We start from the raw sequence: 12,822 nt of genomic DNA on the forward strand, positions 1-12,822 counted from the left end.
CAACGAAGAAGAGGCGTTGTCTTGGCGGCCCCGCTGTGAAACCCTCTCCACCGGACAGCACGAGGCAGGCATGAGCGACGGGCGCAACGGATCGGTCAAGCAGATCATCTGCATCAAGTGGGGCACCAAGTTCGGGCCGGAATACGTGAACCGCCTGCACGCCATGATCGCGCGCAACATCACGCCGCCCTTCCGGCTGTTCTGCTTTACCGACGACGGTCAGGGGCTGCATCCCGACGTGGCCGTGCGGCCGCTGCCCGATTTCGCCTACGAGGCACCGGTGAACACGCGCGGCAAGTGGCCCAAGTCGCGGCTGTGGGGTGACCTGGGGGATGTCACGGGGGTGGTGCTGTTCCTGGACCTGGATGTCATCGTGACTGGCGATCTGGACGCGTTTTTCGCGCATGGTGATCCCGACGACACGATCCTGGGACTGAACCCCAACACGCCCTTCGAGAAGATGGGCCAGACCTCGGTCTATCGGATGCGCGTGGGCAAGCTGGCACTGTTGCAGCAGATCTTTGCATCCGACCCGCAGGGTGCGGCGGACAAGTACCGCTACGAGCAGCGCTTCGTAACCCGGAACGCGCCCGGCGGCGTCAAGTTCTGGCCCAAGGGATGGCTGGCGCATTTCCGCTTTCACTGCGTGCCGGTCTTTCCGCTGAACTATGTGATGGCCCCGCGCATCCCCAGGGGCACCCGGATCGTCATGTTCCCCGGCAGCCTTAACCCGCCTGACGCGATCCTGGGCCGGTGGGACGAGGCCGACCAGGCGCGGCCGCCGCTGGCACATCTGCGAGCCACCTGGACAGGCGATCGGCGCGAGAGCGCATGGAAGCATCTGCGCCATTACGTCCGGCCCACGCCCTGGGTCCAAAAGCTGTGGCGCGAATAGCCCGGTGCCCCTGCCCCGCGCCCCCGACCGCCTGCCCGAGGACATGGCCGCAGCCATCGGCCATGCCGTCGCCGCCTTCGGATTTCTGGAGGAGGCGCTGAAACGCGCGATCTTTTCCCTGACCCGCCAGGATCTGGGCGACGAGGTGCACGACACCGCGCTGCAGGCATGGCTGCGGCGGATGGAGGATATCGCCGACGACACGCTCGGGACGCTGATCGACGCATTTCTGGCGGCGGCGCCTGCGGGCCCGGCACGGTCGGTCCTGGCCCGGGACCTGCCGCCGCTGCGCCTGTCGCGCAACCTGCTCTGCCACGCGTCCTGGCGTCCCGGCGACCGGGCGGGCATGTGGCACCCGACCTTCATCAATACCCGCGGCGAACGCTATCCGGACGACCTGGGGCCGGCAGAGGTTCTTGCCGTGCGTGACCGGACGCTGGAGGCCGCGCGGCGCGTGGTCGCCATGATGCGCGCCACCGGCATCGAAGGCCGGTGGGCTGGCCAGGATGACACGGGCGCCTGACTGTTCGGTGCCCGCGCCCTTTCGCGCGTTGCAAGCCGACCTCTGCCGCGCTAACACCCGCGAAATCAAGGATGAGAGGAACCCATGTCGTCCCCCCTCCGCCTCGGCATCGCCGGGCTTGGCACCGTCGGGATCGGTGTCGTCAAGATCGTCCAGAAACATGCGGACCTGCTGTCCCGCCGTTCGGGCCGCGCCGTCACCATCACCGCCGTCAGCGCCCGCGACCGGATGAAGAACCGTGACGCCGACCTGTCTGCCTATCGCTGGGAAACCGACCCGATGGCCGTCGCCACGGCCGATGACGTGGATGTCTATGTCGAACTGGTCGGTGGCGACACCGGAGTCGCGCGCGACAGCATCGAGGCCGCCCTGCGTTCGGGCAAGGACGTGGTGACGGCCAACAAGGCGCTGCTGGCGCTGCACGGCCAGCACTTGGCGCAACTGGCCGAGAGCCTGGGCCGGGTGATCCGGTTCGAGGCGGCCGTGGCGGGTGGCATCCCGGTGATCAAGTCGATGACCGAGAGCATGGCCGGCAACCGCATCACCCGCGTCATGGGCGTGATGAACGGCACCTGCAACTATATCCTGACGCGGATGGAAAGCGCCGGCCTGCCCTATGACGCCGTCTTCGAGGAGGCGCGGCAGCTGGGGTATCTGGAGGCCGACCCGGCCCTGGACGTGGGCGGCATCGACGCGGGCCACAAGCTGGCGATCCTGTCCGCGATCGCCTTCGGCACGCAGGTGTCCTTCGACGCGGTCGAGATCGAGGGGATCGAACGGGTCAGCATCGACGACATCCGCCGCGCCGCCGACATGGGCTATCGCATCAAGCTGCTGGGCGTGGCGCAGATGACGGCACGCGGCCTGGAACAGCGCATGTCGCCCTGCCTGGTGCCGGCCGACAGCCCGCTGGGCCAGTTGGTCGGGGGCACGAACATGGTCGTGATCGAGGGCGACAGCGTGGGCCAGATCGTCCTGCGCGGTGCGGGTGCGGGCGAAGGGCCCACCGCCAGCGCGGTCCTGTCCGACATCGTCGAGATCGCCCGGGACGTGCGGCTGCCGGTCTTCGGCCAGCCTGCCGACACGCTAATGGCCGCGCAGCCCGCCCGTACGGCGGTTCCCGCGGCCTACTACATCCGGCTGGAGCTTCAGGACAAGCCGGGGGCGCTGGCCAAGGTGGCCACGGTCCTGGGCGATGCGGGGATCTCGATCGACCGGATGCGCCAATACGGCCAGCACAGCCCGGCCAGCGTTCCGGTTCTGGTGGTGACGCACAAGACGACGCCCGAAGCCATCGATTTCGCCATCGAGGCGCTGCCCCGGACCGGCGTCCTGGTCAGCGATCCGGTCGAGCTGCGGATCGAGGAAGTGTAAGGGCACCGTCGGGTCGTCCGGTTGGCGCCGCCCGCGCTCCGATCTCATTCGCGGGCGAGCCTCCCGCTGCCGGGCGGCTTAACGGGTGACGGCGTTGTTCGTTACCCGTCTGCCTGGACCGATGCATGGGGAAGTGGTCCTGGCGGATCGCGGGGCGGCTTCTCCCGTTCATAAAATCTTAAGCATCCGGGCTCTGCTCTAATTGAACCGGTTGGATTAGGCGCAAGTTCGTCACAAGTTTTAACGATGGAACGCGCCCCATGCATACTCATTATCTGTCGCTGTTTGGAATTTCCCCAGCCAGTCCCATGGTCAGGGTGGGGGCAGATCACCGGCCCATCTTCCAGAGGCCGGTGGCGGGCGGCCCAGCAGGAGAAGCGGTACCCCGTCCTGTCGTTGTCGAAGACAGGGCGGCGGACGAATGGCAGCGGATGACGGCCAGCTATGCAAGGGCGGCAGCTCAGGGCAGCACGGGTCCTGCGGCAGTCGTCCCTGCTGCCCCGGGCCAGGCAGAGGCTGATTTGCAACCACAGGCCCTCGATGCGGCAGCTTCACCCATGTCGGTGGATGCTCAGCCTGCGGCGCCCGAACCCGAGGCCAGCGCACCCGCGCCAGCCACTGATGCGCCCGCCAGCACGGCCTCTTCTGCATCCACAGCACCGGGGACGACGGCGAGCCCCGGTTCCGGCACCAGCGACACCACCTCGGGCCGCAAGATCCTGGGCATCATCCGCTACTGAGCCGTCGGGCCGGCCGCCTGCACGGGCGGCCGGCTCTGCGCCTCAGCGGCGCGACGCCTCGAGGGCTGCGACGCCGGGCAGCACCTTGCCTTCCATCCATTCAAGGAACGCCCCGCCGGCGGTCGAGATGAAGGTAAAGTCCTGGGCCGCGCCCGCCTTGTTCAGCGCCGCGACCGTGTCGCCGCCCCCGGCGACGGATACAAGCGTCCCCTGCCGCGTCAGTTCGGCAGCGGCGTTTGCGGCGGCGTTGGTGGCCGCATCGAAGGGCTCGATCTCGAAGGCGCCAAGCGGGCCGTTCCAGATGAGCGTCTTGCAGGCGGACATGGCCTCGCGCAGCGCGGCTACGGTGCTGGGGCCCGCATCCAGGATCATCGCATCCGCCGGGCATTCGGCAACCGGCAGCACCTCGGACGCTGCGCCCGCCTCGAATTCGCGCGCGACAACGATGTCGACGGGCAGGTGGATCTTGCAGCCGGTCTGGCCCGCCTTTTCCAGGATCGCCCGCGCCGTGTCGGCCATGTCGCGTTCGGCCAGTGACTTGCCGACCTCGACCCCTTGCGCCACCAGGAAGGTGTTGGCCATGCCGCCGCCGATGACCAGGTGATCCACCTTGTCGATCAGGTTCGTCAGCAGCTCCAGCTTGGTCGAGACCTTGGCCCCGCCCACGACCGCCATGACGGGGCGCTTGGGATCGCCGAGTGCCGCGTTCAGCGCCTTCAGCTCGGCCTCCATCAGCCGACCGGCGCCCGCGTTCAGCAGCCGCGCCAGTCCCTCGGTCGAGGCATGGGCCCGGTGCGCGGCCGAAAAGGCGTCGTTCACATAGGCGCTGCCCAGTGCCGCCAGCGAAGCCGCGAAGGTCGCATCGTTCGTTTCCTCTCCGGCATGAAAGCGGGTGTTCTCCATCAGGGCCACCTGCCCCGGCTTCAGCGCCGCGACGACCCGCTTGGCCGCGCCGCCGATGCAGTCGTCGGCAAAGACCACCGGCTGGCCCAGGGCAGCCTCCAGCGCCGGGACGATCTGCTTCAGGCTCATGGAATCCACGCGCTGACCCTTGGGGCGGTCGAAATGTGCCAGCAGCACGGGAATGCCCCCCTTGGCCTGGATGTCCTTCACGGTCGGCACGATCTTCTCGATCCGGGTGGCGTCGGTGACCTGGCCGTTCTCGACCGGCACGTTGACATCGACCCGGGTCAGCACGACCTTTCCCTGAAGATCCATGTCGTCGATGGTATTGAACTTGGCCATGTCGCGTCCTTTTCGGGCTGTGGGGCGTCGCCGAGGCTTGTCCCGCATGGTAGGGGCCCCGTCAACTCTGGCGATGGTCTGACATGTGCGTGATCCCGCCAAGGCCCTTTCATAACGGTTTCGCGCGTTGCCCTTTGCCCCTCGATTACCTAGATCAGGGGTCGAACCTGGCAAAGGAGGGCCGCATGGCCGAGATCAAGGACCCGGAAAACACCATCATCGTCGAGCTGAAGGACGGCCGCGTCGTCATCGAGCTGCTGACGGATGTCGCACCCAAGCATGCCGAGCGGATGAAGGAACTGGCCCGCGCCGGTGCCTATGACAACGTGGCCTTCCACCGCGTCATCGACGGCTTCATGGCGCAGACGGGCGACGTGGCCCATGCCAACATGGAAAAGGACTACAACCCGGGCCGCGCCGGCACGGGCGGATCGGACAAGCCGGACCTGCCGGCCGAGTTCTCCAAGCTGCCGCACGACCGTGGCACCCTGGGCGCGGCGCGGTCGCAGAACCCGAACAGCGCCAACAGCCAGTTCTTCATCAACTTCAAGGACAACCATTTCCTGAACGGTCAGTACACGGTCTATGGCCGCGTGATCGAGGGGATGGAGCATGTCGACAAGATCCAGCGCGGCGAGCCGCCGGTGAATCCAGACCGCATGATCAGCGTCAAGGTGGCCGCCGATGCGTAATTTGGCCCTGATCCCCGCCTTCATCGCGCTTGGCACCGGCGCAGCCTTTGCCCAGGCCGCCAATCCGCAGGTCGAGGACACCGACGGCCCGAACATGGTGATCGAGGTCGCCGATGCCGAGGGCAAGTCAAAGGGCACCATCGTCCTGGACCTGCGCGAGGACCTGGCCCCGAACCACGTCGCCCGCCTGGTCGAGTTGACCGAACAGGGCGCCTATGACGGCGTCGTGTTCCACCGCGTGATCGACGGCTTCATGGCCCAGACCGGCGATGTCGCCAACGGCAAGCAGGGTGGCGACACCTCGATGGCCGGCATGGGCGGCTCGGACCTGCCCGACCTGGAGGCCGAGTTCAGCGACGCCACCTTTGACCGCGGCACCGTTGGCATGGCCCGCGCCATGAGCCCCAACAGCGCCAACAGCCAGTTCTTCATCGACCTGGCGCCGGCGCCGTTCCTGGACGGCGAATACACCGTCGTGGGCCAGCTGATCGAGGGCTGGGACGTCCTGGACAACATCAAGAAGGGCGATGCCTCGGCCAATGGGTCGGTGGAATCGCCCGACTACATGCTGAGCGTCACGATCGCCGGCACCGAGGAAGAGGGTGCCTGAGGCATCTTCCTGACGACTGGCGGAAAGGGGGCTTCGGCCCCCTTTTTCGCACTTGCGGCACGGCGCCCGCGCGGCCATTCTACCGGCTCATGAACATGCAGGACATCAGCGAGGCAGCCGAGATCACGCCCTCCGGGCGGATCGACCGCGCGCGCCACGGATGGCGGGCCAAATGCCTGCAGCGGCTGGTGCGCATGTCGCTGCCGGTGCCCCGCAGTTTCGCCATTTCCGCCGACACGGTGCGCATGATCGCCCAGGGCCGCCCCGTGCGCCCCGAGGCGCTGCGCGAGGTCTTTTCCGGCAGCGGGCTGGTCAGCGTGCGCCCGTCGGCGGTGATGCCCGAATGGGGCGGCCCGGGCACGGTGCTGAATGTCGGGATCAACGATGCCCTGCACGGGCAGCTGGCCGGGCAGATCGGGCAGGAAAACGCCGACGCGGTCTATCTGGCCTTTGTCCAGAGCTATGCCATCCACATCGCCCGCCTGGACCCCGACATGTTCGCGCAGGATGGCGAAGGGGCGCTGAGCGAGGCCCTGCGCCGCTATCGCGACGAGATGGAGGAGCCCTTTCCCCAGGACCCGACCGTCCAGCTGTCCGAGGTGCTGCGGTCGATGGCGCGGGCCTGGGACGGGCCGACCGCCCGGCTGCTGCGCCAGGCCAAGGGCGCCCCCGCGGATGCCCCCCTGGGCCTGGTCGTGCAGGAAATGGCGCTGGCCCTCGGGCCCGGGCTCTGCGGATCGGGGACGATCCAGTTCATCGACCCGCTGACCGGCGCCCCCCGCGTGACCGGCCGCTTTCGCGGCCAGCATCACGGGGAGGCGGTCGGATCGGGGGCAGAAACTCTGTTCCTGACCCGCGACGAGCGCGGCCCGGCGCTGGAGGATACCGCGCCCGAGATATTCGCCGACCTGGTCCGCTTCGGCATCGCCGCGCGCGAGCGGCTACGCGAGGAGATGCAGATCGAGTTCGTGGTGACCGGCGGGCAGATCTCGGTCATCGACGCGGTGCGGGTGGCGCGCAGTTCGCGCGCCAGCGTTCGCATCGCCGTCAGCCTGGCCCGCGACGGCATCATCCCGCACGAGGAGGCGCTGATGCGGGTCGAGCCGCGCGCCTTGGCCGACCTTCTGCACCACCAGGTCGATCCCCTGGCGCCCCGCGACGTGATCGCGCGCGGCATCGATGCCAGCCCGGGCGCCGCCACCGGCCGCATCGTCTTTTCCGCTGCGGCCGCGCAGGCGGCGCAGGCCCGGGACGAGCCCTGCGTGCTGGTGCGCCGCGAGACCGCGCCCGAGGATGTGCGGGGCATGCATGCGTCGGTCGCCGTGCTGACGGAACGGGGCGGGACGACAAGCCACGCGGCTGTCATCGCGCGCGGTCTGGGCCTGCCCTGCATCGTGGGCGCCAGCGGCCTCAGCATCGATGCCCGCGCCCGCACCCTGCGCGCCGGCGACCGGGTCCTGAACGAGGGCGACGAGATCACCATCGACGGCAGCTCGGGCGAGGTTCTGGCGGGGGCGGCCGTGCTGCTGCCGCCGGCACTGGACGACGCCTTCACGCAACTGATGGACTGGGCCTCGGCCGCCGGGGGGCTGGCCGTGCGCGCCAATGCCGACACGCCCGAGGATGCCCTGACCGCCCGCCGTTTCCAGGCCCGGGGGATCGGCCTCTGCAGGACCGAGCACATGTTCTTCGACGCCGAGCGCCTGCCCGCCATGCGCGAGATGATCTTTGCCGACAGCCCCGAAGACCGGCGCCTGTCGCTGGAGCGCATCCTGCCGATGCAGCGACAGGATTTCACCAGCCTGTTCGAGATCATGGCCGGCCTGCCGGTCACCATCCGCCTGTTCGATCCGCCGCTGCACGAATTCCTGCCCCATGACCGCGAGGGGCTTCGCGAGCTGGCGGAGTCGCTGGACCTGCCCCTGTCGGACGTCACCCGGCGGGTCGAGGCCCTGACCGAGTTCAACCCGATGCTGGGCATGCGGGGCGTCCGCCTGGGGATCACCGTCCCCGAGATCTATGACATGCAGGCCCGCGCCATCTTCGAGGCGACGGTCGAGGCCAGCCGCAAGGGCGACCCGGTCGTGCCGGAGATCATGATCCCGCTGGTCAGCGCCATGCGCGAGGTCGAGCTGGTCAAGACCCGCCTCGACGCCGTCGCAGCGGCCGTACGCAACGAACGGCGCAGCGACTTCACCTATCGCCTCGGCGTCATGGTGGAAACGCCCCGCGCGGCGCTGCGCGCGGGCGATATTGCGGCCCATTCGGCCTTCCTGTCCTTTGGCACCAACGACCTGACGCAGATGACCTATGGCCTGTCCCGCGATGACGCGGGCCGCTTCATGGGAACCTATGTGGGCCAGGCGGTCTATGCCGAGGATCCCTTCCATGTCCTGGACCAGGAAGGGGTCGGCGAGCTGATCCTGACCGGCGTCCAGCGCGCCCGGCGGCAAAAGCCCGGCATCACGATCAGCGTCTGCGGCGAGCATGGGGGCAATCCCGAATCCATCGCCTTCTGCCATGATGCCGGCCTGGACTATGTGTCCTGCTCTCCGTTCCGCGTCCCGGTGGCGCGCCTTGCCGCGGCGCAATCGGCGATTCGCACCCGGCTGGCGGACTGACGCAAGTCTTCTTTCAATCAGCAGTTGCCCAATTCCCGCATGTCCCGGCCGGCGGACATCCGCCATTGCGCCGGATCATGCCGGAATGCCCCGGAAGCGGCGGCGGTTTCTTGCGCAATTCGCTGATTTTTCGGCCTCACGGGGATCTCACGGGCAAGTGGGGTAGCGCGAGGCCGCGCGCAAAATCTAACCAATCGGCAGAGCTGCGGCAGGGCGGTCTGCTCCCGCCCCTGTCGCGTTAACGCCCCTTCAACGGGTGACCTTTATAGGACTGTCCATGCCCAAGCTGCCTCACCGGCTGGCGCACGCCTGTCTTTGTGCCGCCACTGCCTTGCCCCTCATGACCTCGATCGCCGCTGCCGGGGGCAGTGGTTCGCTGTTTACATCCAATGCCGGCTTGTTCGGCACCCTGACGGCGGCGGCAAACGCGCCGCGTCCGACGCCGCTTCTATACACGGATGCCGAACCTGTGAAGGTGGAACTTTCACCTGACGAACCCGTCGCGCAACTGCATCTGGCCAGTACCAACACCCGGTATTCGCCGCAGGATCTGGACTGCCTCTCCGAGGCGCTTTATCATGAGGCGCGCGGCGAAGGGGTCCAAGGTCAGCATGCCGTGGCCGAGGTGATCCTGAACCGTGTCGACAGCCGGGCCTTTCCCAAGACCGTCTGCGGTGTGATCAACCAGCCCAGCCAGTTCAGCTACACGATCGGCGGCGCCAAGCCGATCCGGAACAAGGCGGCCTATCTGCGGGCCAAGGCCATCGCGCAGGATGCCCTGTCGGGTGCCCCCCGCCAACTGACCGGCGGCGCCACCTATTTCCACACGCCCGCCGTGCGTCCCTCCTGGTCGCACCGCTTCCAGCGTACCGTCCAGATCGGCCGCCATATCTTCTACCGCACCAACCAGCGCGTCGCGTCCAACTGAGGGCGGCGGCGCAGGGGGCTTGCCGTGGGCGCCGTTTTCCTGTGAATGGCGGATATGGAACAACCTGACCGTATATTTCTGCGCGACCACGTCCTTTCGGTCGAGATCGGCGCCTTTCAGTCCGAACGCGGCACCAAGCAGCGACTGCGCTTCAACGTGACGGTCGATCTGCGGGATGGCGTCTCGGGCGCCCAGGATCACGTGGACGAGGTCCTCTCCTACGACGTCCTGACGCAGGCGGTGGACGTGGCCTTGGCCGACCAGCGCTATAACCTGGTCGAGACGCTGGCCGAAAAGATCGCAGCCGAGGTTCTGGTCCATCCACGCGCGGCCCGGGTCGATGTCACCGTCGAAAAGCTGGATCGCGGTCCGGGTGCCTTGGGGGTCTCGATCAGCCGTCATCGTGGCCGGGTCGAGGCGACAGGCGTGCAGGCACCTGTCGCAATCCAGGTTCATGCCGCCGGCAGCGTCGCGCCGAAAGGCGCGGTCATCCTGGTCCCGAAGGCGCCCGATCTGCCCCTGCCTGTCGGCGGCGACGCGCGCCGCATCAAGCTGCTGGCGCTGGACCAGGCGGCCTGGGCGCTGGCCGGGCAGTTGGGCCTCGAGATCGCCGAAACGCGAACCGAACTGGAAGCCGCGGCCCAGATGCGCCAGCCCGTCGTGTGGGCCCCTGCCCGCCTGGCCGCCGATGCGCCCGAGGCCGGCGAGACGCCGCAGTCGTTGGGCTTCTGGCTGGCCAGCCGGTTCGGGGCGCGACGGATCGATTTCGTCCTGGCGCCCGATGCGGCCCTGCCGGTGGCCCCCGCCGGATCGGACCTGGTCGTCGGCCGCCTCGTGCCCGCCTGACCCTGTCCGCCCCGATGTCGCGCGACCGCCTCTATTTCCGTCCGATCCCCCAGGCCCATGGCGGCCGCTGGCGCCTGGCCGGCGGCTGGACCGGTTTCAGCCAGTTCGAGCGGCTGCAGCGCGGCCGCGATCCGGTGATTGTCGACAGCGCACCCCAGGACCTGATCGACGCCCTGACCCGGCCGCGCGCCGATCTTTTGGAGCTGACGCTGGACAGGCCGCGCCTGATGGGGATCGTGAACGCCACCCCCGACAGCTTTTCGGACGGCGGCAGCTATGATCCCGCCGCGCAGGCCAAGGCGTTGGTGGCGGCAGGGGCCGACATCCTGGACATCGGCGGGGAATCGACCCGCCCCGGCGCCGCCGAGGTCCGCGCGGTGGAGGAGATCGCCCGCATTCTGCCCGTCATAACGGCAGGCGCCAAGGCCGCTCCGGTGTCGGTCGACACCCGCAAGGCGACGGTGGCACATGCGGCCCTGCAGGCGGGCGCCGGGATGGTCAACGATGTCTCGGGCTTCGACTTCGATCCCGACCTGCCGGGCGTGGTGGCGCGGGCCGGTGTGCCGGTTTGCCTGATGCATGCGCAGGGCCTGCCCGATAGCATGCAGGACGATCCGCGCTATGACGATGTGCTGCTGGACGTCTATGATGCCCTGGAGGCGCGCATGGCGCGGGCGGTCGCGGCCGGTATTCCGGCTGACCGCATCGTGATCGACCCGGGGATAGGTTTCGGCAAGACCGAGGCGCATAACCTGGCCATCCTGCGGCGCATCTCGCTTTATCACGGGTTGGGCTGCGCGATCCTTCTGGGCGTGTCGCGCAAGCGCTTCATCGGCAGGATCGGCGGCGCGGACCTGCCGGCGGACCGGGTCGCAGGCACCCTGGCGCTGACGGTCGCTGCAGTCGGCCAGGGGATCCAGATCCACCGCGTCCATGATGTCGCGGAACATGCACAGGGCCTGCGCCTGATCGCCGCCCTCAACGAAGACGGAAAGACGGGGACATGACCAGGAAGCTTTTCGGCACCGACGGCGTGCGCGGGCGCGCCAACAGCCATCCCATGACGGCCGAGATGGCGCTGCGTCTTGGCGCGGCGGCCGGCCGCTATTTCCGCCGCGACGGGCGCAACCGGCATCGCGTGGTGATCGGCAAGGACACCCGCCTGTCCGGATACATGCTGGAAAACGCTCTGACGGCGGGGCTGACCAGCACGGGCATGAACGTCCTGCTGCTGGGCCCGGTGCCGACGCCCGCCGTGGGGTTCCTGACGCGGTCGATGCGTGCCGATCTGGGGATCATGATCTCGGCCAGCCACAACCCGGCCGAGGACAATGGCATCAAGTTCTTTGGCCCCGACGGCTTCAAGCTGTCCGACGAGGCCGAGGCCGAGATCGAGGCCATCGTCGCCAGCGAGATCGAGCCCGCGCAGCCCCAGAACATCGGCCGCGCGCGCCGGGTGGATGACGGGCGCGGGCGTTACATGGAATATGCCAAGACCACCCTGCCCGCCGGGCTGCGGCTGGACGGGCTGAAGGTCGTCTTGGACTGCGCCCATGGCGCGGCCTATCGCGCCGCCCCGGACGTGCTGTGGGAACTGGGCGCCGACGTGATCCCCCTGGGGGTCAAGCCGGACGGGTCGAACATCAACGACGGCGTCGGCAGCACCCATCCCGAAGCCTGCGTCGCGGCCGTGCGCGAACATGGCGCCCATCTGGGCATCAGCCTGGACGGCGACGCTGACCGCGTGGTGATCGTGGACCAGACCGGCCGGGTGGCCGATGGGGACCAGATCATGGCGCTGCTGGCCGCGCGGTGGGCCGCGCAGGGCCGGCTGTCCGGCGGTGCGCTGGTCGCCACCGTCATGTCGAACCTGGGGCTGGAGCATTTCCTCTCCGGTCGCGGCCTGCGGCTGGAACGGACCCAGGTCGGCGACCGCTATGTCGTGGAGCGGATGCGCGAGGGCGGGTTCAACCTGGGTGGCGAACAGTCGGGACATATCGTGATGACCGACTATGCCACCACTGGCGACGGGCTGGTGGCCGCGATGCAGGTCCTGGGCGCCATGGCCGAAACCGGCACCCCTGCCAGCGAACTGGTCACACAGTTCGAGCCGGTGCCGCAGATGCTGAAGAACGTACGCTATGCGACAGGTGCCGATCCCCTGGCGGCGGAAGCCGTGCGCCGCATCATCGCCGAGGCCGAGCAGCGGCTGGCCGGGAACGGCCGCGTCCTGATCCGCAAATCCGGGACCGAGCCGCTGATCCGCGTCATGGCCGAGGCCGAGGACGAGACCGTGCTGCGCGAGGTGGTCGATGGCATCGTCGATGCGGTGGCCGCGGCCGGCTGAT

At 68.5% G+C, this 12,822-nt stretch carries 12 protein-coding genes; 10 read left to right on the forward strand and 2 right to left on the reverse strand.

All coding sequences use genetic code 11. The features are described from left to right. Positions 1 to 70: 70 nt before the first annotated feature. From ACZ2G3_RS08965 to ACZ2G3_RS08975, 3 genes are all read left to right on the forward strand, one after another. The gene (locus ACZ2G3_RS08965) at positions 71 to 895 is read left to right on the forward strand and encodes a glycosyl transferase (protein ID WP_470395415.1); all 825 of its coding nucleotides are present in this window, start codon (positions 71 to 73) and stop codon (positions 893 to 895) included. Positions 896 to 899: 4 nt separating this feature from the next. Beyond that, a complete protein-coding gene (locus ACZ2G3_RS08970) occupies positions 900 to 1,418 on the forward strand; it encodes a hypothetical protein (protein WP_419268224.1) in 519 nt (172 codons plus the stop codon). Between the two features lie 84 nt (positions 1,419 to 1,502). Beyond that, positions 1,503 to 2,792, forward strand: coding sequence for a homoserine dehydrogenase (locus ACZ2G3_RS08975; RefSeq protein WP_470395417.1), 1,290 nt, complete (start codon positions 1,503 to 1,505; stop codon positions 2,790 to 2,792). A gap of 571 nt (positions 2,793 to 3,363) precedes the next feature. Here ACZ2G3_RS08975 and ACZ2G3_RS08980 read toward each other — a convergent pair. Together ACZ2G3_RS08980 and ACZ2G3_RS08985 are read right to left on the reverse strand one after the other, a co-directional pair. After that, a complete protein-coding gene (locus tag ACZ2G3_RS08980) occupies positions 3,364 to 3,519 on the reverse strand; it encodes a hypothetical protein (RefSeq protein WP_470395419.1) in 156 nt (51 codons plus the stop codon). A 55-nt stretch (positions 3,520 to 3,574) separates the two neighbouring features. Then, positions 3,575 to 4,777 (reverse strand): phosphoglycerate kinase, encoded by a 1,203-nt coding sequence (locus tag ACZ2G3_RS08985; RefSeq protein ID WP_470395420.1) that lies wholly within the window; start codon positions 4,775 to 4,777, stop codon positions 3,575 to 3,577. 185 nt (positions 4,778 to 4,962) lie between these two features. On the opposite strand from ACZ2G3_RS08985, the gene ACZ2G3_RS08990 reads away from it, so the two are divergent. From ACZ2G3_RS08990 to glmM, 7 genes are all read left to right on the forward strand, one after another. Continuing rightward, positions 4,963 to 5,469, forward strand: a complete 507-nt coding sequence (locus tag ACZ2G3_RS08990) for a peptidylprolyl isomerase (RefSeq protein ID WP_419268220.1) — start codon at positions 4,963 to 4,965, stop codon at positions 5,467 to 5,469. Continuing rightward, entirely contained in the window at positions 5,462 to 6,079 is a 618-nt protein-coding gene (locus tag ACZ2G3_RS08995; RefSeq protein ID WP_470395422.1) for a peptidylprolyl isomerase, read from the forward strand. The genes ACZ2G3_RS08990 and ACZ2G3_RS08995 overlap by 8 nt, the downstream gene beginning before the upstream one ends. Before the next feature lie 89 nt (positions 6,080 to 6,168). Further along, positions 6,169 to 8,700, forward strand: a complete 2,532-nt coding sequence (locus ACZ2G3_RS09000; RefSeq protein WP_470395424.1) for a putative PEP-binding protein — start codon at positions 6,169 to 6,171, stop codon at positions 8,698 to 8,700. A 475-nt stretch (positions 8,701 to 9,175) separates the two neighbouring features. Continuing rightward, entirely contained in the window at positions 9,176 to 9,628 is a 453-nt protein-coding gene (locus tag ACZ2G3_RS09005; RefSeq protein WP_470395426.1) for a cell wall hydrolase, read from the forward strand. Positions 9,629 to 9,682: 54 nt separating this feature from the next. Further along, positions 9,683 to 10,474, forward strand: coding sequence for a dihydroneopterin aldolase (locus tag ACZ2G3_RS09010; RefSeq protein WP_470395428.1), 792 nt, complete (start codon positions 9,683 to 9,685; stop codon positions 10,472 to 10,474). Between the two features lie 14 nt (positions 10,475 to 10,488). Beyond that, complete coding sequence (gene folP, locus ACZ2G3_RS09015) at positions 10,489 to 11,481, forward strand: dihydropteroate synthase (RefSeq protein ID WP_470395430.1); 993 nt, start codon at positions 10,489 to 10,491, stop codon at positions 11,479 to 11,481. Further along, a complete protein-coding gene (gene glmM / locus ACZ2G3_RS09020; RefSeq protein WP_470395432.1) occupies positions 11,478 to 12,821 on the forward strand; it encodes a phosphoglucosamine mutase in 1,344 nt (447 codons plus the stop codon). The genes folP and glmM overlap by 4 nt, the downstream gene beginning before the upstream one ends. The last annotated feature ends 1 nt before the right edge of the window (position 12,822 follow it).

Source organism: Paracoccus sp. KKT209, from assembly GCF_055635455.1.

Excerpts from the sequence above, each read along its gene's own strand:
- ACZ2G3_RS08965 (WP_470395415.1), top strand. The coding sequence starts at position 71 with ATGAGCGACGGGCGCAACGGATCGGTCAAGCAGATCATCTGCATCAAG.
- glmM (WP_470395432.1), top strand. The coding sequence starts at position 11,478 with ATGACCAGGAAGCTTTTCGGCACCGACGGCGTGCGCGGGCGCGCCAAC.
- ACZ2G3_RS08985 (WP_470395420.1), bottom strand. The coding sequence starts at position 4,777 with ATGGCCAAGTTCAATACCATCGACGACATGGATCTTCAGGGAAAGGTC.
- ACZ2G3_RS08975 (WP_470395417.1), top strand. The coding sequence starts at position 1,503 with ATGTCGTCCCCCCTCCGCCTCGGCATCGCCGGGCTTGGCACCGTCGGG.
- ACZ2G3_RS08995 (WP_470395422.1), top strand. The coding sequence starts at position 5,462 with ATGCGTAATTTGGCCCTGATCCCCGCCTTCATCGCGCTTGGCACCGGC.
- folP (WP_470395430.1), top strand. The coding sequence starts at position 10,489 with ATGTCGCGCGACCGCCTCTATTTCCGTCCGATCCCCCAGGCCCATGGC.
- ACZ2G3_RS09000 (WP_470395424.1), top strand. The coding sequence starts at position 6,169 with ATGAACATGCAGGACATCAGCGAGGCAGCCGAGATCACGCCCTCCGGG.
- ACZ2G3_RS08990 (WP_419268220.1), top strand. The coding sequence starts at position 4,963 with ATGGCCGAGATCAAGGACCCGGAAAACACCATCATCGTCGAGCTGAAG.
- ACZ2G3_RS08980 (WP_470395419.1), bottom strand. The coding sequence starts at position 3,519 with ATGCCCAGGATCTTGCGGCCCGAGGTGGTGTCGCTGGTGCCGGAACCG.
- ACZ2G3_RS09010 (WP_470395428.1), top strand. The coding sequence starts at position 9,683 with ATGGAACAACCTGACCGTATATTTCTGCGCGACCACGTCCTTTCGGTC.